The 20,743-nt window shown below is 35.1% G+C and carries 14 protein-coding genes and 2 pseudogenes; 4 read left to right on the forward strand and 12 right to left on the reverse strand.

Features of this window, described 5'->3' with window-relative positions:
* Positions 1 to 136 precede the first annotated feature (136 nt).
* The 3 genes and pseudogenes from ACFIK3_RS03885 to ACFIK3_RS03895 all read right to left on the reverse strand — a co-directional run.
* Positions 137 to 578: pseudogene (locus ACFIK3_RS03885) on the reverse strand (integrase); the annotation flags it as partial.
* Positions 579 to 3,251: 2,673 nt separating this feature from the next.
* Positions 3,252 to 4,400, reverse strand: coding sequence for an FMN-dependent L-lactate dehydrogenase LldD (gene lldD / locus ACFIK3_RS03890; RefSeq protein WP_273790428.1), 1,149 nt, complete (start codon positions 4,398 to 4,400; stop codon positions 3,252 to 3,254).
* A 1,138-nt stretch (positions 4,401 to 5,538) separates the two neighbouring features.
* Positions 5,539 to 6,627 carry a 2'-deoxycytidine 5'-triphosphate deaminase gene (locus ACFIK3_RS03895; protein WP_375654441.1) on the reverse strand — a complete coding sequence of 363 codons (1,089 nt, stop codon included), beginning with the start codon at positions 6,625 to 6,627 and terminating at the stop codon, positions 5,539 to 5,541.
* A 237-nt stretch (positions 6,628 to 6,864) separates the two neighbouring features.
* On the opposite strand from ACFIK3_RS03895, the gene mutL reads away from it, so the two are divergent.
* Positions 6,865 to 8,718: a DNA mismatch repair endonuclease MutL gene (gene mutL, locus ACFIK3_RS03900; protein WP_375676283.1), complete on the forward strand. Its 1,854-nt coding sequence runs from the start codon at positions 6,865 to 6,867 to the stop codon at positions 8,716 to 8,718.
* 109 nt (positions 8,719 to 8,827) lie between these two features.
* Positions 8,828 to 9,064, forward strand: a complete 237-nt coding sequence (locus ACFIK3_RS03905) for a DUF2093 domain-containing protein (RefSeq protein WP_273787833.1) — start codon at positions 8,828 to 8,830, stop codon at positions 9,062 to 9,064.
* 19 nt (positions 9,065 to 9,083) lie between these two features.
* On the opposite strand, the gene lpxK is transcribed toward ACFIK3_RS03905, so the two are convergent.
* The 6 genes and pseudogenes from lpxK to ACFIK3_RS03935 all read right to left on the reverse strand — a co-directional run bounded on the left by lpxK (position 9,084) and on the right by ACFIK3_RS03935 (position 15,260).
* On the reverse strand, positions 9,084 to 10,124 hold the full coding sequence (gene lpxK / locus ACFIK3_RS03910; protein WP_375676284.1) for a tetraacyldisaccharide 4'-kinase: 1,041 nt from the start codon (positions 10,122 to 10,124) through the stop codon (positions 9,084 to 9,086).
* The gene (gene waaA / locus ACFIK3_RS03915; RefSeq protein WP_375676285.1) at positions 10,114 to 11,436 is read right to left on the reverse strand and encodes a lipid IV(A) 3-deoxy-D-manno-octulosonic acid transferase; all 1,323 of its coding nucleotides are present in this window, start codon (positions 11,434 to 11,436) and stop codon (positions 10,114 to 10,116) included. The genes lpxK and waaA overlap by 11 nt, the downstream gene beginning before the upstream one ends.
* Before the next feature lie 870 nt (positions 11,437 to 12,306).
* A pseudogene (locus ACFIK3_RS03920) lies at positions 12,307 to 12,583 on the reverse strand (hypothetical protein); the annotation flags it as partial.
* A gap of 260 nt (positions 12,584 to 12,843) precedes the next feature.
* Positions 12,844 to 13,089 (reverse strand): DUF4170 domain-containing protein, encoded by a 246-nt coding sequence (locus ACFIK3_RS03925; RefSeq protein ID WP_273790423.1) that lies wholly within the window; start codon positions 13,087 to 13,089, stop codon positions 12,844 to 12,846.
* Positions 13,090 to 13,135: 46 nt separating this feature from the next.
* Positions 13,136 to 13,942: a 3'(2'),5'-bisphosphate nucleotidase CysQ gene (locus ACFIK3_RS03930; protein ID WP_375623787.1), complete on the reverse strand. Its 807-nt coding sequence runs from the start codon at positions 13,940 to 13,942 to the stop codon at positions 13,136 to 13,138.
* On the reverse strand, positions 13,929 to 15,260 hold the full coding sequence (locus ACFIK3_RS03935) for a TldD/PmbA family protein (protein WP_375676286.1): 1,332 nt from the start codon (positions 15,258 to 15,260) through the stop codon (positions 13,929 to 13,931). Before ACFIK3_RS03935 ends, ACFIK3_RS03930 begins: the two co-directional genes overlap by 14 nt.
* Positions 15,261 to 16,633: 1,373 nt before the next feature.
* Here ACFIK3_RS03935 and ACFIK3_RS03940 point away from each other — a divergent pair.
* Positions 16,634 to 16,780 carry a hypothetical protein gene (locus tag ACFIK3_RS03940; protein WP_273790420.1) on the forward strand — a complete coding sequence of 49 codons (147 nt, stop codon included), beginning with the start codon at positions 16,634 to 16,636 and terminating at the stop codon, positions 16,778 to 16,780.
* A 210-nt stretch (positions 16,781 to 16,990) separates the two neighbouring features.
* Here ACFIK3_RS03940 and ACFIK3_RS03945 read toward each other — a convergent pair whose 3' ends face one another.
* The 3 genes from ACFIK3_RS03945 to ACFIK3_RS03955 form a co-directional block, all read right to left on the reverse strand.
* Positions 16,991 to 17,440, reverse strand: a complete 450-nt coding sequence (locus ACFIK3_RS03945; RefSeq protein WP_375660143.1) for a hypothetical protein — start codon at positions 17,438 to 17,440, stop codon at positions 16,991 to 16,993.
* Positions 17,441 to 17,982: 542 nt separating this feature from the next.
* The gene (gene rsmD, locus ACFIK3_RS03950; RefSeq protein WP_375676287.1) at positions 17,983 to 18,549 is read right to left on the reverse strand and encodes a 16S rRNA (guanine(966)-N(2))-methyltransferase RsmD; all 567 of its coding nucleotides are present in this window, start codon (positions 18,547 to 18,549) and stop codon (positions 17,983 to 17,985) included.
* Complete coding sequence (locus ACFIK3_RS03955) at positions 18,530 to 19,924, reverse strand: pseudouridine synthase (RefSeq protein ID WP_375676288.1); 1,395 nt, start codon at positions 19,922 to 19,924, stop codon at positions 18,530 to 18,532. The genes rsmD and ACFIK3_RS03955 overlap by 20 nt, the downstream gene beginning before the upstream one ends.
* A 270-nt stretch (positions 19,925 to 20,194) precedes the next feature.
* Here ACFIK3_RS03955 and ACFIK3_RS03960 point away from each other — a divergent pair, with 270 nt between their 5' ends.
* Positions 20,195 to 20,641 (forward strand): nucleoside deaminase, encoded by a 447-nt coding sequence (locus ACFIK3_RS03960; RefSeq protein WP_273790416.1) that lies wholly within the window; start codon positions 20,195 to 20,197, stop codon positions 20,639 to 20,641.
* The last annotated feature ends 102 nt before the right edge of the window (positions 20,642 to 20,743 follow it).

The raw sequence follows: 20,743 nt of genomic DNA on the forward strand, positions 1-20,743 counted from the left end.
ATCTACGGAACTATATAATGAATAATGGTATAGGCTTTATGTGATTTGTAAATGACGTTGCTTCAGCTTCCTAATTATAATAATGATGTTGACGATAAGGCAAATACTTTCGCACTATATCTGCTTTTTCATGCTAAAGTGGCGGGAACACATTGTGAATGATCTTGGCTGTTAATTTTTCTATAGGTAAATTTCCTATGTGGGAAATAACATGCAACTCCAGTAGAGAAAACCAACAACCATTTTTGCTTTTATTTTTTAACTTAGCTTTTTTACTTTCAAAATTCGCCTGGCAATTTCTTGGAAAATATTGCTTTGCTATTTTAAGACAATTTCTTCCTGAAATAAAATCCTTCTTTTAAAATATCACTGTAATATCTTGCAAACTCATGTACTGCTCTTAGAGAAAGTTTGTAATAGGACCGTGCCTTTCATGGCGTTTATTGTGATGTGTATAACGGAAAAATTAAGAGCGCGTATTATCTTTTCGACACTCAACCACAATCTTACTTTATCACAATATTTATCTTGAGAAGGTACTTTTACAAAGATACTGATAATCTATAAATCGCCCTCACCTAATTCACCTTCTCGCTCATCCTTCCATGCATTGCTCGTCCACCTTTTAAACTACCTTCAATTTTTGATATAGAATTTTTTCTTTAATTTTTTTATTGAATCATAAAAATGATATGTCTCAATCTCACCTCTATGCATCTTTATACGCTTTGATTCTTATTTCTAAAGTCCAGACAGCCTGCATATCGCACTGTTTTTTATATTTAATATATATTTTTAGATTTATTCGTAACTTGTTAGAAAAGTTGCTATATTTTGATAGAAAATCTTCTATCAATTCACTTTTTTCAAAAGGTTCTGAAAGGATTCTTAAAAAGTCTGTAAAATTAAAGACTATTTAATACGTATTGTTTCTTTTTTAGAAATCAAAATTGGTGATGCCCCATTCCTTACCAGCAATTGTGTTATTTGCAGAGCAATCTGTATAAGATGGTGTAATCTCTTTTATGAAGTTAACTAAAGTTTTTTGAATTTCTAGCATATTGCTTAAAGACAAAACACTCCCTTTTATTTATGCAAACAGCTTAGACATCGGCTGATAATCCTCTCGCTTATAAAAAATCCTTTCTTTATAACCTTCAGAACCACAATTAAAGTGGTAAAAGATAGAACAAGATTTTTAGACGATCATAACGCACAATAAAAATAGACCAGTTTAAATGTTCAATGCTAACACCTGCTAAACAGAGGAAAATAAGTTTTAGCACGCCTTCAAATTGGAAGGGCTTAAGCCCGCGCGCGCTACGATGGGTTTCACCTCTCATCGTACGATTTACTTTCTCTCAAAAATTTAATCGCTGTAAATATAAAAATCTTGAAGCCCGTTCTAAATCCGTGAGAGTTTCTGGAGCTTGCTGTATTAAACGTTGAAACTCCTCACAGCTGCTTATCTGAAGTGCTAACATTTTTCATAAAAGGACGATAGTGGTGTTGAAACATCCCCAAAAAGTTTACGCCATAACCTGAGAGATTATTGCTGATTTCAGGGGATAGAATCAATTTCAGCTCAAAGAAAATCCCACCCATACCAACAAAAAGGTTTAGTCTACATGCCATGAGGAATGTCCTCAATAATTTTGATAATTTTTTGGTAAAATTTCTTTTGCCACCAATATCAGCTGCAACAGGTGTGGAATTAACAGGATTATAATTTTTTATCCTAAAATGTATCCATCATTTTTTACATTCTTTCATCTATCTTCGCCTTCTTTTCACAGCTTCAAGTGATAAAAAGTAACTGCAATTTAAATTATCTTGCATCGAACAAATTGCTCGCAAACTATCCCTATTGGCTAGATGACAACCCATCCTCTCTTGAAAGAGAGAAAAACTTTTATTTTTTATTCAGCGATATAGTAAATATTATCCAATTACTTATGAGTAGTAATTAGATCAAATGGAAACTGCTAATCTGAGTAATCTTGTACCCGTTTATATAGGTTTAGGAAAGCGTGCTGTTATGAATATTCATAAAAATGCTTTAAAAATTGATATCAGCAAAACTTCTGTTAAAAAAAGGAAAAGATGTTCTCTTACTTGCTACTGAAAAAACTGTTCAGATTTGTCTTATATTACTGAATAGCTTCAAAAAACATGAAGTTATCCCAATAATTACAAGTGTGCCAACAATTCAACTTTGAGATAATATATCTGTGCTAGAGTTATGCCAATCTCACCAATCTGTTGTTGTCTATGAAGAGCATAGTATCCATGGAGAAGCTTGGAGATGTAATTGTTAAATCGATTATGGAACAAAACATTCTATGCCAATTTGTATCATTATGAATACACAACGACCCCATCTGTAATAAAAATAAACTGGATATTTTTAACAAATTATGAAATAAATCTAGAACACATAAATAGTGTTATAAATGACATACTATACAAAAAAATATTCAACTGCTTCCTAATATATTCGCCAGTTCAAAAACATCATAAATCATTGAGTATGCAAGAAAAGCACATTAATTCACGCAGTCTTGCTCTCAGTAAACCAGCTTTTTTTAAAGATAGTACAGGTATTTTTTTCATTGCTTAAAAACGTACTCCATAAAAACAATATCATATCCTTATAATATATTATTCAATAAAATTAATATAAATAATATATATATTATAGAAACATTATTTATATTGATCCAATTTTATTATAATTAAATGTTACAATAAATACATATTGACATTTTTAATAATTTTATTTATATATCATAATTAATATTATTCTATATTAAAATAAAACTAAATGAGGTTTATATTTTATGCTAATGTGGAAAAAGAGTGATTAATATATTATGTTTTTATATATAGGAGGGAAAAATGCTCACAGCATTATTTATATCTATTTTTTCTATATCAACAGTTGTTTTGCCTTTAATATCAGCGCTTGTTCCTTTTTATCCATAGAATGAGCTGTTAATAACGTAAATAAAAGATGTATGCAATGTTATTAGTATTTTTTTTGTGTTTATTATTATTAAGATTTTTGCGTTAATATTATTGTAGTTACTTAGTATTATTGTAGTTACTTAGTATTTTCTGTGATTTTATAGAGGAGCTTCTTGATCTTTTCTATTTAAATTTAACTATCAACATATTTGTAAAGTATATAATTATGCTCCTCTATAAAAAGACTTTCTTTTTCTAAAATAAGTTATAACATATTGATTTCGTTACTTAAAAACATCTATATTCACTAAACTTTTGCGTGTAATATCTTTGATTGTCTGAGTACCGGTCAGTGTCATAGCTACCCGCATTTCATTAGCAAAAAGATCAAGGAGATGCATAACACCTTTCTTACCTGCTGCTGCAAGCGCATAAACAAAAGCACGACCAATCATAACAGCATCCGCACCTTGTGCTATCATGCGTACAACATCAAGACCAGAACGAACACCTGAGTCCACTAAAATAGTCAAATGATCCTTTACAGCATCCGCAATTGCAGGCAACGCTCGTGTTGTTGATAATACACCATCAAGCTGACGTCCGCCGTGATTAGAAACAACAATACCATCCGCACCAAATTTTACTGCTTCTCGCGCATCTTCTGGGTCAAGAATACCTTTCAAAATCATTTTTCCTTTCCAAAAATCGCGAATCCATTGTAGATCATGCCAACCAATTGATGGATCAAAATTTGCACCAAGCCAACCAACGTAATCATCCAATGCAATTTTCTTTTTGAGATAAGTGGAGACATTTCCAAGATCATGAGGGCGCCCCATAACACCAACGTTCCAAGCCCAATATGGATGAGTCAAAGCTTGTAAAAAACGACGTAAACCAGCATAAGGACCAGACATTCCCGAATGCGCATCACGATAACGTGCACCAGGAATTGGCATATCAACTGTAAAAACCAACGTGCGTACACCAGCCAACCAAGCCCGTTCTAGTGCATCACGCATGAAACCGCGATCTTTGAGAACATAAAGTTGAAACCAAAATGCATCTCCAACCGCCTCTTGTACTTCCGCAATGGGACAAACTGAAACAGAGGATAGAGTAAAAGGAATCCCTTTTGCCGCTGCGGCACGCGCTGCTTTTACTTCTCCACGACGTGCATACATGCCCGTTAGCCCAACAGGTGCAAGTACAATCGGTAAATCAAGTGTCTGATCAAAAAGCTTGATTGAAAGATCAACTTCACCAACTTGCCTTAGAATCCTTTGACGCAGTGCAAGTGCTTGAAGTTCTGTACAATTACGTCGCATCGTTTCTTCAGCATAAGCCCCACCATCAATATAGTGAAAAAGAAAGGGAGGAAGACGACGCTTTGCTGCTTTACGATAATCAAGTGTTGAAGAAATAATCATTGATGGCACCATTGTTCCTAAATAAAAAAAGAAGACATCCTAAAACGCATAAAAGCGAATCCGTATACCTACCTATTCGACATCCTCCCAAAACGCTCTATTGAATAGATAAAAGCAACAGAGATTGCAACTTTCTAAAAAAACTAATTGATAAAAACAACGTCTTTATTTCTCTTATCCAAATTTAAAATCTCACAGTATGCAGTATCATTAATAACGTATCTACTCATATATCGTTCATGTGCAATTGAAATGTTATACTCTCGTTAAACAAATACCTCTTCGAAAGCGATTGCTCCGTAGCTTAATTAGTTATAATTTAAAGTCGTTTCTCCCTCCAAAGGTCCTTACATTATCAGTTATTAAGAATATAGAGTGTCATTAAGTATAAACCATAACCTCCTCCAAAAGATGAAAAAATCCTTTATTAATACTGTAAATAAAGCTGTCGCATACATCCATAAATCTTCTTATATCAATATTCAAAACTGAAACCTGTTACTTGTTCATGAAAGTTTATAAAAATATACAGTGTCTAATTCACATAAAGCATAAAAAAACTTTTAATGTTCATACTAATAGAAGCTCTTCATATTTAATTGAATAATTTTCTAGCAATATTATATCTTGAGGCTATAAATGAGTTACTAAAATTAGAACAATGTTTAAAAAAATTGTTACTAAACTGTAGTGAAAAACTTATTTATTGGCTTTTAAGGATAATTTTTATACGAAATAAAATATACTGGTCATTTAAGCTCTAGAAAAATGGCGCCAAGTGTAGCATCCAATCTCGCATATTTACTTTGAAAAGTGAATACGCTACTGTTATATTGAATTTTATTAACCTATTGATTTATTATAATAATAAATATGAATAACATATTGAATATAGTAAAATTCTTTCATTGTAGATTTTGTCATGATGAAATAACCAAAACTATTCTTTTGCACATCATAAATGGAGTTTGTATAGATAAAACCTCTTTAAAAAAGAAGTAAAAATGCCTCTCATACCCTCCCATAACTTTGAAAACTGAAAATAAAATGCATAGTGCCGGTTTTATGAAGGATAAATTTTTCTTTTATCTAAAATACGCTTTCTGCATACATGTTATCAAAATTCGTGGTTCCCAACTCATTTAAAATGCTTGGACAACTTTAAACCCTGTGCTTGATAATGTGATCCAACATCATGTCCATAAAGGGTTGATGGTCGATTAAGCATATGCTCATAGACCAAACGGCCAATAATTTGACCATGCTCTAAGATAAAAGGAACTTCATGGCTCCGCACTTCTAAAACCGCTCTTGCTCCTTTTCCACCCGCCTCCTTATGCCCAAATCCTGGATCAAAAAAGCCTGCATAATGCACCCTAAACTCACCAACTAAAGGATCAAAAGGAGTCATTTCTGCGGCATAAAGCGGAGGCACATGAACAGACTCTCGTGAAACTAAAATGTAAAATTCATCAGGATCAAGAACCAACTCTCTCTGACCACGATCAAAAAGAGGTTCCCAAAAATCTAAAACGTGGGCAACAGCACGTTTATCAATATCAATAACACTTGTATGATGTTTACCACGATAACCTATAAGCCCGTTTTCGTCTCCCTTTAAATTAATGGAAAGACCAATACCACCAACACTAATATTAGGAAAATCATCCGATATCAGTGTTTCTTGCCTTTGCAAAGTGTGCAACTCTATTTCATTTAAATAACTTTGCCCTTTTCTAAACCGAAGCTGTGATAAATGTGAGCCTGTATGCACCAAAATTGGAAATGTGCGTGGACTAATTTCCAAATAAAGTGGACCATGATAACCAGCACAAACTTTATCAAACTCCTGAGCATTATCCGTAATGACACGTGTAAAAATATCTAATCGGCCTGTAGAACTTTTGGGATTGGCAACAGCAGATAAAAATTCTGGTAACGCTAAACTTTCCAAAAGAGGAACAATATAAACACACCCCGTTTCCAAAACGGCTCCGTCTCGTAAGTCAAACTCATGCAACTTTAACCGTTCAAGCTTATCCAAAACTTTTGTATTAGGGCCCGGCATAAAAGAAGCACGTATACGATAAGCCTTCTCCCCTAAACGAAGATCAAGGCTTGCTGGTTGTATTTGAGATCTATCAAATGGATACTGAGCCTTGAGAACGTTATTCTCAATCAAAGCTTGTATATCACTATCTGCTAAAATACCGCTTATACGCGCCATATATATTGCCTTCCCTTTTTACATTGTTTCTTTTTTGACCTAGATGATAAATCGGTGCAAGCTATTTTAAAGTGATAAAAACTATTTCTATGTTTTTTCCAACTGATTTGTTAACATAAAATAAAATAGGAGGTATTGTAAAAATAATACCTCTCAGCTCTCTTGTTCTTGAATGTCGCGCAAATGATGTTATCATAATTTTCTATAGAACCCTTAAGATTCCTGTTAGAATTTATTATGATTATACGCCATCTTAGCGAAAATATTATTAATCAAATCGCCGCCGGTGAAGTTATTGAACGACCAGCAAATGTTGTCAAAGAACTTGTTGAAAACGCTATTGATGCTGGTGCAACACGCATTGAAATTATTACAGCAAATGGTGGAAAAAATTTTATAAAGGTGAGTGATAATGGTTATGGAATTCCTGCAGATCAGTTAACTTTAGCAGTTTCTCGCCATTGTACCTCAAAGATTACCGATGACGTACACAATATCTGCTTCCTTGGATTTAGAGGAGAAGCCCTCCCCTCTATTGGTTCTGTTGCTAAACTTAAACTCATTTCACGAACAAAAGATGCTGAGAGCGCTGCTGAAATTTCCGTTACTGCTGGAAAAATTGTAGGACCCAAACCAGCTGCTGCAAACCTTGGAACAATTGTTGAAGTTCGTGATCTTTTCTTTGTCACGCCGGCACGATTAAAATTTATGAAAACTGATCGGGCTGAAACAAATGCTATTAGCGATATGATTAAGCGAATTGCTATCGCATTTCCACATATCCGCTTTTCTCTTTCAGGATTAGACAGAACATCTATGGAACTGTCTGCTACAGAAAATAATACTCAAGGACAATTACAACGCATTACACAAATTATGGGAAAAGAATTTGCCCCTAATAGCATCGCGCTGAATGCTGAACGCGAAGCGGTGCGCTTAACGGGTTTTGCCTGTTTACCATCTTTCAACCGAAATAACAGCCTTCATCAATTTGCTTATGTTAATGGGCGTCCCGTGCGTGACAAGTTTCTATGGAGTGCACTCCGAGGTGCTTATGCTGATGTCATGACACGAGATCGTTATCCTGTCGCTATTCTTTTTATTGATCTCCCACCTGCTGAGGTAGATGTTAATGTTCACCCAGCCAAAGCTGATGTACGATTCCGTGATCCAGGATTAATTCGTGGTTTGATTGTTGGAGCTATTCGTGAAGCATTGCAGCAATCTGGTATTCGTCCTACCTCAACCCGTTCTGAAGCAATGCTTGCTGCATTTCAAACACAACAATCATTGGCACAACAACCATTAGGCAATTTTAAGAACACGCACCTGTCCTCTTCTTACAGTTCACAGCCTCATCATTTTACCAGCGCTTCAATGGTCCAAAAACCATTGGATAGTACTAGCTCTTTTGATTTAAAAGAAGATGCCGCTCCTATTATGGAGGGCTTAAATATACCAAGTGGGGATGCATACATTCCAAGCACTACATCTTCATCAGAAGAGTTATCTTATCCATTAGGAGCGGCCAGAGCACAAATCCATAAAAACTATATTATCGCCCAAACACAAGATAGTTTGATCATTGTCGATCAGCATGCAGCTCACGAACGATTGGTTTATGAAGCACTCAAAAATGCACTTTATTCCAAACCGCTTCCTTCACAGTTATTACTTATTCCTGAAATTGTAGAACTCTCTGAAGAGGATGCAACATGTCTTTTAACGCATAAAGATGCTTTGCAAAAATTTGGATTAGGAATAGAACCATTTGGACCAGGAGCAATTGTTGTGCGTGAAACACCTTCCATGTTAGGAGAAATCAACGTCCAAGCCCTTATTAAAGATCTCGCAGATGAGGCCGCTGAGTATGATACAACAAATAATTTAAAAGAAATGCTTGATTATGTTGCAGCAACGATGGCCTGTCACGGCTCAATACGGTCAGGGCGCCTTTTACGCCCCGAAGAAATGAATACACTATTACGGCAAATGGAGGCAATACCTAATACAAGTACATGTAATCATGGACGCCCTACTTATATTGAACTCAAATTGGCAGATATAGAACGGCTTTTTGGCAGAAAATAAACTCTTCATCATTTTGACAAGAAAAATATTTTTAAATTAACTCTCGACTTTATAATATATTTTATGGCACTTTTCTTGAATCTCTTGTATCAAGCAAAAAGGAGTTATAATGTTTTCCGATAGTGAACGCGAAGCAAAAATTCATTATTCTAATAACGGATATGACATTATAGAATATGGTACCTATACTATTTGTGCTGTTAGCGGGCAAAAAATCCCTATAGATGATTTAAAATATTGGAATCATCACCGCCAAGAAGCATATGCTAGTTGTGAAATCTCCTATCAGCGCGAACTTGAATGCAACCCATATCTCAAGCAATTGTTAAAAACAAAAGAAAAATAACCCTTTGAAAGCTATAAATTTAGCCTTTGCCTTTTAGACAAGAAAACTCAAGGGAACGTTTTCTAAAGCGGGTCATGACCTCCTCAAGAACCATGCGACAGAAGTCTTTTTGAACAAAATCGACATTCACATCAAAGACAATAAGATCTTTCAAATCTTTTTGCGTGTGAATTGTCTGTATACGGGTATAATCTTTAGCTGTTGTTGCGAGCCATAAATTGTGCATTTTAGCCTTTTGTATAAGGCTTTTTAAATTTTTATCGGTGAAAAAATAGTGGTCTGGATATATGTAAGTTTGCACCACATGACCAGACAATTCTTTAATAGATTTAAAAAACTTATCTGGATTTCCAATACCGGCAAATGCCAAAAATGATTTTCCTGAAACCTCATCAGAAGCACTAGCTTTAAGATGAGCACGATATAAAGGCTTTCCAGTACGCGAAACAAGAAAAGCAACATTATCAGGCACATCGGAGTGACCAATCAATAAAACACTATCCATAAAAGAAAACTGCGTTTTTAATGGTACGCGCAAAGGTCCTGCTGGAAAGACAGCTCCATTACCAAAACCGCGCATCGCATCAACAACGAGTAACGCATAATCCATATAAAGACGGCGACTTTGAAATCCATCATCCATTAAAATAAGATTACATCCCTCTTGCTTAAGCCGTTGCGCCGCTGCATAACGATTAGGTGATACAGCTACAAAAGCATGCCGTGCAAGTAAAAGTGCCTCATCTCCAACATTGTGTGGAGTATCATATTTCTCATTTACAAGATGTACCCCTTTAACTGATCCACCATAACCACGAGATACAATACCAGGTACAAAACCAAGTTCTTTAGCCACCTTGGTAAAAGCAATAACAACCGGCGTTTTACCCGCACCACCACATGTAAAATTTCCAATACACAAAACAGGCAGATTAATCACGGGAGGCTGTCTTGCCATAAAACGACTTGAAAAATAACCATACCCCCATGAAACTGGGGCTAATACAAAACGCAAAAAGCTTTTATTTTTCCACCAAAAATGGGGGGCGCTAATATGCATATCTACCCTGACGCTGACGTAAACCTGTTTGTATTACAAGGGGTTGTAAAAATGGATCTAAAATCTTTAATGTGCGCTCAAGTGCACCTGCCATACCTGTCGCCACTTCATGAGCCTTATCAACCATTTCTTGTCGCAATGTTTCATTTGTTAAAAGCTTATACACCTGAATAGCAAGCTGTTTTGTATCTTGAACCATATATGCTGCATCATGCGTTAGAAATTGTTTGAACATCTCTTGAAAATTTGAAACATGGGGCCCTGTCAAAATAGCAGAGCCAAGCAAAGCCAATTCCAAGGGATTATGTCCACCGTTTCCACACAACGACTTACCAACAAAAGAAACTTGTGATAAGCGAAGAAAAAGTGCCATTTCTCCAATGGTATCTCCCCATAAAATGTCGGTATTCATGTTTGGAACAGCATCTCTACTCCTACGAATAAAACTTAACCCCTTATTATCGCATTTTCTGATAAGATCTTCTGAACGTTCAGGATGACGAGGCACAATAATTGTTAATAAATCTGGCAAATAATTTTTAACAATCTTATGGACCTCAAAAGCAATCTCCTCTTCCCCTTCATGCGTTGAAACAGCTGCCCAAACTGGACGATTGCCGATAGCATTACGATAACGTGCAAGCAATGCTTGATTTTCAACCAGAAAAACATCAGCCTTGAGATTACCAGAAAACGTAACAGATTTTACGCCAAGTTTATGGTAATAAGCTACATCTCTTTCGTTTTGACCAATCGCCAAATCAATATCCTTAAAAATATGTTTGGCAAGAACGCGTCGTTTTTGCCAAGCTTTAAAAGAACGTTCAGACATATGGGCATTAACCAAAATCTGCGGAATACGCATTTTTGCAAGTTCTTTAATACGAAGGGGCCAAATTTCTGATTCACAAATCAAGACGAGATCAGGCTTCCAATGACTAATAAAACGGCGCACTGCAAAATCTAAATCCAAAGGAGCATATTGATGAATCAACCTATTACCAAAATGTTTTTTCACAAGAGTAGAAGATGTCACAGTCCCTGTTGTCATTAACACATTGATTTTCAATGATAAAATATAATTTACAAGTGGAAAAAGTGCAAGTGTTTCTCCAACACTTGCTGCATGCAACCAAACTAATGAACCTTGGGGGCGTACATGAGAACTTTTACCTAAACGCTCTTTTTTGCGACACCACTCTTCTTTTCCACGAATAGCACGAAAGAACAAATAAAAAGGAATAACAGGACATAAGCAAAAACCAATTATCCGATAGCTTAAAAGAGCCGTATGTGCCTTTAATTCTACCATTTAAAATCACCTCATCCAGCTATTTTAAGATATCTATATGCTTATTTTGTTAAAAAATTCATCAACACTAGTGGTTGCTTTCGTATTTTTTTAATATCATCCATATCTTAAATAAAAAACGCTTAACCTATGAGAAAATTCAATACATAAAGGACAAAAAATGCAATTTTATCACCATATTTTTTTTAAAACTTTCCTATAAAAATAACATATACACATTATTTAAATCTCTTTTAATGAAATTTTATCACTTCATTCTGCACCTTATAAAAATCTTACTCAAAAATAACAAAACTATTTTTCAATCAATTATAATTTTGAAAATATAAATGATAAATACCATACAACCTATGACATATTTTTTCAGCTCACTGAATAAATACTTCTTATAATTTTAGTGAGGCTTTGAATTGTACACGTTGGTATTTTAGAGAAAAAACTTATTTTTACATATGTTAGGTATTGTCAATTTTTCAAAAAATAATCCATATAGACATTACAACCTAATATAAATAAAATATGTTTAAAAGGAAGCTCAATCTCTATTATTTCATTTCAATAAAATGAATATGTCAAACAAATCTTTAAAAAAAACTTTTGAATGGTATAGCGTTCTCATTTTAAATTGTGATATCATCTCTTAAAGGTAATCCAGAAAAATCTAATCTTGTTTAATAGAGAATTTCTTAAAAGCCTTACAGCAATTTAAATAAGAGTTTTCAAAATTTTAAATCCTCTCTTTTCAGGAGGTTGCATGATATCTTATTCCTTTTAAGATTGTATATAATCAACACAAAATGATTAACTTATAGATTGTAGTTTTAAACGAGTACCTAAGAAGCCCTTATGAGGTAAGTTAACTTTATAAATCTATTCAGTTTCTCTAAGTTTCTAATTTTGGTAAGTTTCTAACGACTTTTATGGTTTCTAAGCTTACAGAAATAACTCGTTGAAAAAATTCCAATAGATTAAGTAGGGAGTGCTAATAATCTCAATAGAGTAGTAATTGGTATCATTAATAATGCTACTCTTTTTGTTAATCTTAACGCATTAGTGTCTCAGACCCTATTCAAGAGCAAAGTGACTATTCACAATATAATCATAAACTTCGAGTGATCGCTGTCATGATAATATTGCTGTTGTAAATAGGTTGATAGCACTATCTTGCATTTTTATTAAGCGCAAAGATGGTGGTGCAACAATGGATTTTACACCTTGCACGAACACTATTATGAAATGGGTTTGGGTGCTTTGAGAGATGTTTTTTAAGAAAACATATGAATTTTAAACAACAAGCATATTCTTTTTTACAACGTTCTATTTTACTCGAAGAAAGTACCTATGAAAAGGACGACTAAACAAAAGCATGCAGCAATCTACAAGCTATAATAACCAAATATTCAAGCTTTATTCTGCATCGCCTAACTCAGCATCAAGAAACTGATGCAAATCTACAATGTAATAACGTTGTAATGCATTATCTACACTGCTTTGCGCTTTTGCCTGCCATGCTTCTTGAGCGGATTTATAATCTGAGAAAATACCAACCACATCTAAATCATCGGGATTCTTGAATTGATTACTATTAAGATTTTTTAATTCCCCACCAAATACAAGATGTAAATATTGTTTTTTTTCGTTGGTTTCAGTCATATGTGCCTCTATATTATTTAGATTATTTTAGCATGCTTTTACGTGATTAAACTAACTTTGTTTGACGAACAACATCTATCATATCTTGACAGCAATTATTTTTACCAGCAATTAAAAGTCCATATTGGTAAGGTTCAATTCCATAAGATAGTAAAGAGGCATCAAGCGATAAAAAACACCCTCCACACTCCTGCAAAATAAGATCAGCAGCGGCAATATCCCATTCATGACAATTTGGACGAACTAATACGATATCAATTTCATCTTGAGCAACAAGAACAATACGATAAGCAAGAGAAGGAAGATAATGGTAAAGACTGACTTGATTGAGAAAATCATCTGGTAATTTTTGTGCGAGCGATTTATCAAGTGAAATTTTATATTTTCGATGAACCTGAAAGGCTAAACGAGGAAGTTTTATCCCATTTAATGTTGCCCCTCCACCCGTTACAGCTGCATAAACATCCCCTTGAGCCGGACATTGTAGAACACCCACAATAGGACGCCCATTCTCAATAATGGCAACCGAAATACACCAATAAGGACTGCCAGAAAGAAAACCACGCGTTCCATCAATAGGATCAACAACAAAAGAGCGCTCATAATAATCTTGTTTTTCTCGATTATCTTTTGTTTCTTCTGAAATCCATCCATAATTTGGACGTGCCCCTAGAAGCTTCTCTTTCAAGAAATGATCAACAGCAAAATCTGCTTCACTGACCGGGGAATTACCTTCTTTAATCCAGACATCCAACGTGCATCCAAAATACCGCATTGCTAAATCTCCTGCTTCTCGACAAACCTCACGCAAAAGATTTAAATCAGAAGAATGATGCGTATTATTTTCCTGCAAGTGTCATCCCTTCAACTAACAATGTTGGAGCAGCGGTACTATAACGCCGATCAATATCATTGGCAGGTGTTAAATGTGCTAACATATGAAGCAAATCAGAGCCTAGCGTTACTTCACTCACCGGATAAGCAATTTCACCATTTTCAATCCAAAAACCGGAAGCCCCACGACTATACTGACCAGTAATAAAATCAATGCCATGACCGAATAATTCGGTCACATAAAATCCATTTTGCAAATCTTTTATCATATCGCAAGGCGATACTAAACCCGGTTCAATAGCAAAATTTGTACTGGTCGGCTGCACCAATGATGCCGAACGCACACCGTGTCCATTTGTTTTAAGTCCCAATTCTCGTGCTGTAGATGATGAAAGAAGCCAATTTTTTAAAATACCATTTTCAATAATATTGAGTGTTTGCCCCTCTACCCCTTCTCCATCAAAAGGATGAGAAGCATTTCCACGTAATCGCAAAGGTTGATCGGTTACATTAACATTAGGCTTCATCACTTCCTTGCCTAGAAAATTCTGTAAAAGACTCGTTTTACGAGCCACAGAAGCTCCATTGACCATAGATGCGATATGCCCTGCAATTCCACGAGCCGTACGCGGATTAAAAATAACATCAACGCCCCCAGTTGCCGCACGAACTGCACCCAAACGTCGAACAGCACCAAGCCCTGCATTCTTTCCCACAGTTTCTGCTGCCTCTAAATCAGAAAAATGTAAGGCTGTTGTATAATCATAATCTCGCTCCATCTGTGTTCCTTCTCCGGCAAGAGCACTACAAGAACGTGAAAAACAACTGGAACGATAGGCTTCACAAAAACCATCGCTGGTCACAAGAATAAACCCACTACGGCCATAAGCTGTTGCAGCGCCACCAGAATTGCTTACACCTTTAACATCAAGAGCTGCTGCCTCCGTTTTTAAAGCATCTTCTGTTAAAAAATGACTGCTGGGTACAAAATCATCAAAAAGATCAAGATCTTTAGGATACTTAACCAAACACTCTTTATCTGCCAAACCTTCAAATAAACTATCGGGAGAAGCTTTAGCCATCGCAACAGCACGTTCCGCAAGTTCTTGCGGATAAGATCCTAAATTAGCAGAAACACTTGCTACTTTTTTTCCAACAAAAACCCTTAGAGTAAAATCATTGCTCTCTGCTGCTTCTGTCGATTCGACTTTCCCAAAACGAACTGATACACTGGTAGAATGAGTATGAACAATAACAGCATCAGCAGCATCTGCCCCAGAACGCCTTGCTGCTTCAACCAACGAAACAGCTTTCTCAATCTGGTTTTTGTCAGTCATTATAGACTCCCTAAAATATTTTATTATTTACATTGATAAGCATTCTGACAAATTTATACAAATCAGAATATAACTCTTGTGTGTTTATTCATAAGATTATGCATATTTCATGCATTCTTTTTTTTAATGCATTAAATCATTTCCCTTTTAGCTTCTTTATGAAAAGACGTAATATGCTGTATATGCCGTAAAATCTCTTTAGTTTCAAGATTTCTCATGGGCCCTTATCATTTTAGATAATCCAATCTGTACTGACAATCAAATCAACCGAAAATTTGGCAATTAACAAAAGGCCTAACAATAACATTTGAATTTAAGCCAAAATCCTCAAAAATTCGAAAAGTATAAAATGACTTAAGTCACAAGCCTTATGTCCTCTGGATAGTCAAATAACTTCCTTCATTCCTATAGCATTCTTTAATTTCCAAGCAAGAATCAAGAAAATGCCTTATATTTGTGTATACTTCTTTGCTTCTATAAACTCTCTCATAATAAGATGGCAATCTTGTAAACAAAAAAATATAAACGGAATAAAAAAATTTTTCTTGCGTTATTGCTTCAACAAAATGAGCAGTCATTAGCTTCTTTATTCTCATAAGCGTGATATCACAAAGAACTCATTTTTTATATTTATCAGAAATAAGTTATAATCATAACATTCTCTCTCGTTTCTAATGCGTCTAATCAAGAGCATCTCATTTTTCATGCCTCATCCTTAACTGGTTATTTTGTTACTAAACAGATATAACTTAATAGACTCTTTTTCCTGAAACAAAAATCCCAAAATACTGGATAGATTTTGATTTAAGAACTACACTCCTTCCTCTTTTCCTTCCATTAAAAAATAAAGAAGCGTAATATTGTTATAAAACGATAATCAATAAAACTTTTATATAAAACTCAATGTTGTATCTATTGTTCAATTCAATCTACAATAAGCATATTCTTCCAATTAATTTGGGCAAGTTTATCGCTCATAATTGTTTTAATAGATACAAAAATATTTGCAGAAACTGGGATATCTGTGCGCATTTTTAAAAATCGCTTTTTAAACATTTAAACCAAATACATACAACGATACGAGATTAATTTTTACGAAAATTAAGGGAGGTTTTATTTTATCATCTAGAGCCTTTTAGAACTGCACTCTCTAGAAAAGTAATCAAAGAAATTATCTGTTCTTATAATCTTTTAATCAAAAAAACACTTTGATTTATAATCATAATTGATCGTTTTGTAATTTGCATAAAAGAATCAAATATCATTAAATTTTCTCCGTTTCGAACCTATTCATGTTGAATCAATCACAACTATTTGCGAGCATATCATCAGTAAGGGGCGTATGAATAAAAACTATTTAAGAAGGAGTCAAAATGTCTTTTATGAATGCTCTCAAATCAAAAACTATCGCAACATTAGAAACTGGCAAATATCATGACAATATCAACCTACAGATTCACAAGAGCAGAAATAAGCTTCTACAACTTTCTTTATTTTCAGTAAAAATGCGCGCCTTATAAGCTTTTATATATTGAATAAAATTCAATGGCTTTTATAAGATCTTTGGTGCAAAATTAATTTTCTCAGATGATTTGACACGATTTCAACGACTAACTAAAAAACAGATCATAGATCATCGATTTGCTATATACTCATAACTGATTTCATTCTAACAAGGCTAAGATTTCTGCACCTTTTTTAAGGTATTAACTTCTTTATAAATGCCCCCCTTACGAGATGCTTTTGTTTTCAGTAAGAGCACGTCTGCTCATTTCAATCATTGCATCGCGAAGATGTAACTTAATTTTTGACCCAATAATCATTCCAAAGAAAGGAGAAAATAAACCAGACATGGTTACAGTATGACGAATTTTGTTATTTGAAGAACCCGATTTTGTTGAACAAATATATTCATGATTAAAACTCATACGTGTAAAAGGAAGTTTAGCATAATCAGAAAAACAAACATTTTTTATAACTTTATCAAGTGTAAAAGTTACTGTAGGTCCCTTTTTAGGTTTCATGCGTCCTATAGCGCCTTCTTTGAAAGGACCAGAAAGTTCTACCCACTCAAGTTCACTATCCCAGCAAGGCCATGATGCCACATCTTCCCATATAGCCCAAATTTGCTCAGCACTTGCTTCTGTACTAATCTCTTCACTATATATCCAATTAAACACGATAATCTCCCCTTTTTTACAAATTACTTATCTTTAGTGATAAAGAATAATATAAAAAGTATCCTTAAAGCTGCACAACGATAAGATACTTAATACTCTCAGATTTACTTAATATGTAATGATTAACTCAACAAGCAATATTACTAAACTAAACACACAAATATTCAGGATAAATGAACAATATTTTCAATACTAAACAAAATATCTTTTTTAAGTTTAGACAATAGCAAAAATAGAAGTTACGCATCATATAAGATATCAATGCAGACTGCATAGCTTAAAGCTTTCAACTGCTGATGAAATGTGATGATTAAGGTATGGCAGAAAGAAATTAGATAAAAAAGATCATAACTATTATCGAGGAATATATATCCTATTGGAGAAAAAACATCCTTCTGTATTAAAGCTAATCAAAATTCATCAATTCCTTTAACATTAGAATCTTTTATTGATTTTCTGCTTAACCTTTTAAAAACCATATAAAATGAAGAAAACTGTGAAGAAGCATTTTTTCATCCTATCGGATAAAAACAAGAATTTTCTCAAGATGTAAGCGATCGTAATTTATAGAGACGTATTGCTGTCTCACCATAAAAACGCTCATCGTCTAGATAAAATACGTCAGGTAAATAAATCATTGTATCTTTCTTTTCTTCAAGTATGAAGAGTGTATCAGCTTTTGCCCACCCCCCTCGCAAAGCTTCTACGAAAGCACGTTCACCTAAACAACGGCTATAAGGAGGATCAGCGCAGATAACATCAAATGGAAGCATTGTGCCAATATTGCCAAGTTTGGTCGCATCACGACGTAAAATCCGTCCTATCGACTGTAATTCAAAGGCTTCTATATTTTTTTGAAGCAATCCACGCCCCTCAACCGAATTTTCAACAAAAACAGCCGCCTTTGCTCCACGTGAAAGTGCTTCGATGCCTAAAGCACCAGTACCAGCAAAAAGATCAAGAATGCGTTTATTGGTCCAAAATTGTTCTTCACGGCTAGAAAGAATATTAAAAAGGCTCTCACGTGTACGATCACTCGTTGGGCGAATCGACTGATTAACAGGCGAAAACAAAACACGCCCAGCAAATTTACCGCCTATGATCCGCACGTGGACCTCCAAATCGCTTCGAAGTTTTTGCACCGTCCCTATGTGGTTTAGATTTTTTCATAGCACCACCAAACGATTTTTTCTTTCTCTCAAAAGAATGTTCATCATGACCACCTTTTATCATGTTCTCTTTATCCTTTAAAAAGCGATCTTTCTTACCAAAGGGGTGCGTCTCGTCATAAGATATTTTGCCACGTTTTTGAACAAAACTTTTCCTCTTCTCTTTGTGTGACGGACTTTCTTTTAGTTTTTCCTTGCCTCGATGAAAGGACTTTCTACCATCCAAATCGCTCTTATGATCATGCGATTTCTCCTCACTATAGGAAGGCTTTCTACGTGCACTTTGCGGACGTGCACCAGGAGCCATCCAAACATTAGCACGGCGAGAACGCGGTAGAAAACGCTCTGCTTTTCCTTCTTCACTTTTCTCCTTCTTTACATTCTCATGAGACTTTGTACTTAATTGCGCGCGACTATGTTCAACAGAACCATCTCTTGGTCGGCGTCGTATCGCCCTTTCACTTGAGAAAACCCAACCATCATTTGCAACAGAAAGATCTTTCTGGCTTTGCTTTTCTGCAACAACTGCAGAATTTGAAAAGGGTTTCAGAATAGGAGCATCAAAATCTGCATTGGCTTGCATAATCAAACGCTCCCCCAACTGATCTCGTAACATCCGCCCTTTTAACTCTTGCACGGCTCCTTCTTCTAAATCAGAGAGATGAAATGGACCATAGGATACACGGATTAATCGATTAACTGATAATCCCAATGCCCCTAAAACATTCTTTATTTCACGATTTTTTCCTTCACGCAACGCAACAGAAAGCCATACATTCGACCCTTGTTCACGTTCAATTGATGCTTCAATCGAACCATAAAAAATACCATTAATCGCAATACCATTTTTAAGGTTATCCAGCGCACTCTGTTTTACTCTTCCATGAGCACGGACGCGATATTTGCGGACCCACCCCGTTACAGGAAGCTCTAATACACGCGCTAAGCCACCATCATTGGTTAAAAGCAAAAGCCCTTCCGTGTTAATGTCAAGCCTTCCAACAGAAAGAACACGCGGCATTCCTTTTGGTAAATTACTAAATACTGTAGGTCTGCCTTCAGGATCACGGTTCGTGGTGACAAGACCTGCTGGCTTATGGTAAAGCCATAAACGCGTTCGTTCTATAGGAGGTAAAGGTTTGCCATCAACTTTAATAACATCAGAGCGGCTAACATTACAAGCAGGCGTTGTCACGACTTTACCATTCACAGAAATACGACCTGCAACAATCATCATTTCTGCATCTCGACGCGAAGCAATACCTGCACGCGCTAACCTTTTAGCAATTCGTTCACTCTCATTATTTTCATTCATTTGCGTTTCAAACCAATCTTTGCAAGTATGTTCAGAAAATTATTCACATGCACCATACCGCTTATCCTGAAAAATGAAGTAGCATAATCATTGATCATTTTCTATCCTTTAACGACAATAATGTATCTGCCGACTTGCAAGTTTGTTTTAAACTCTTAAAAAAAATAGAGGTATTCTTTTCATTATAAAAGCGTAATAAATTATTCATTCTATAGCATTCCTTATCGAGATAACCTTTAGATTTTCTATACCTTCAGTAGAAAGAATATTATGACTTTGACGCCCATGGAAATAGCCCTTTTAGAAGCACAAGAGGCTGCAAAAAAAGATGAAGTTCCCGTAGGTGCTGTCATTACACGTGGAAAAGCTATCATTGCACGCGCTGGTAACTTTATAAAATCTGCATATGACCCTACAGGACACGCAGAAATACGCGCAATCCGTATGGCTTGCGAAACATTGCAAAACGAAAGGCTTCCTGATTGCGATCTTTATGTAACACTTGAGCCTTGTGCTATGTGTGCTGCTGCCATTTCATTTGCACGCATACGTCGTCTCTATTACGCAACAAATGATCCAAAAGGGGGTGCTATAGAAAATGGTCCACGTTTTTATCAGCAACCAACCTGTCATCACAAACCTGAGATTTATTCTGGTTTTAAAGAAAAAGAAGCTGCTCAATTACTTAAAGATTTTTTTGTACAAAAGCGATACTAAAAACAATTCTTCTTCCATAACTTTCACTCTTAAAAAACTATTAATTCTTATGATATATATAGTAAAAGCTATTTCGAAGCATTTTTCTCTCTTTTAATCATG

Source organism: Bartonella sp. CB10SXKL (assembly GCF_042195515.1).
In the GTDB taxonomy this organism is placed as follows: domain Bacteria; phylum Pseudomonadota; class Alphaproteobacteria; order Rhizobiales; family Rhizobiaceae; genus Bartonella.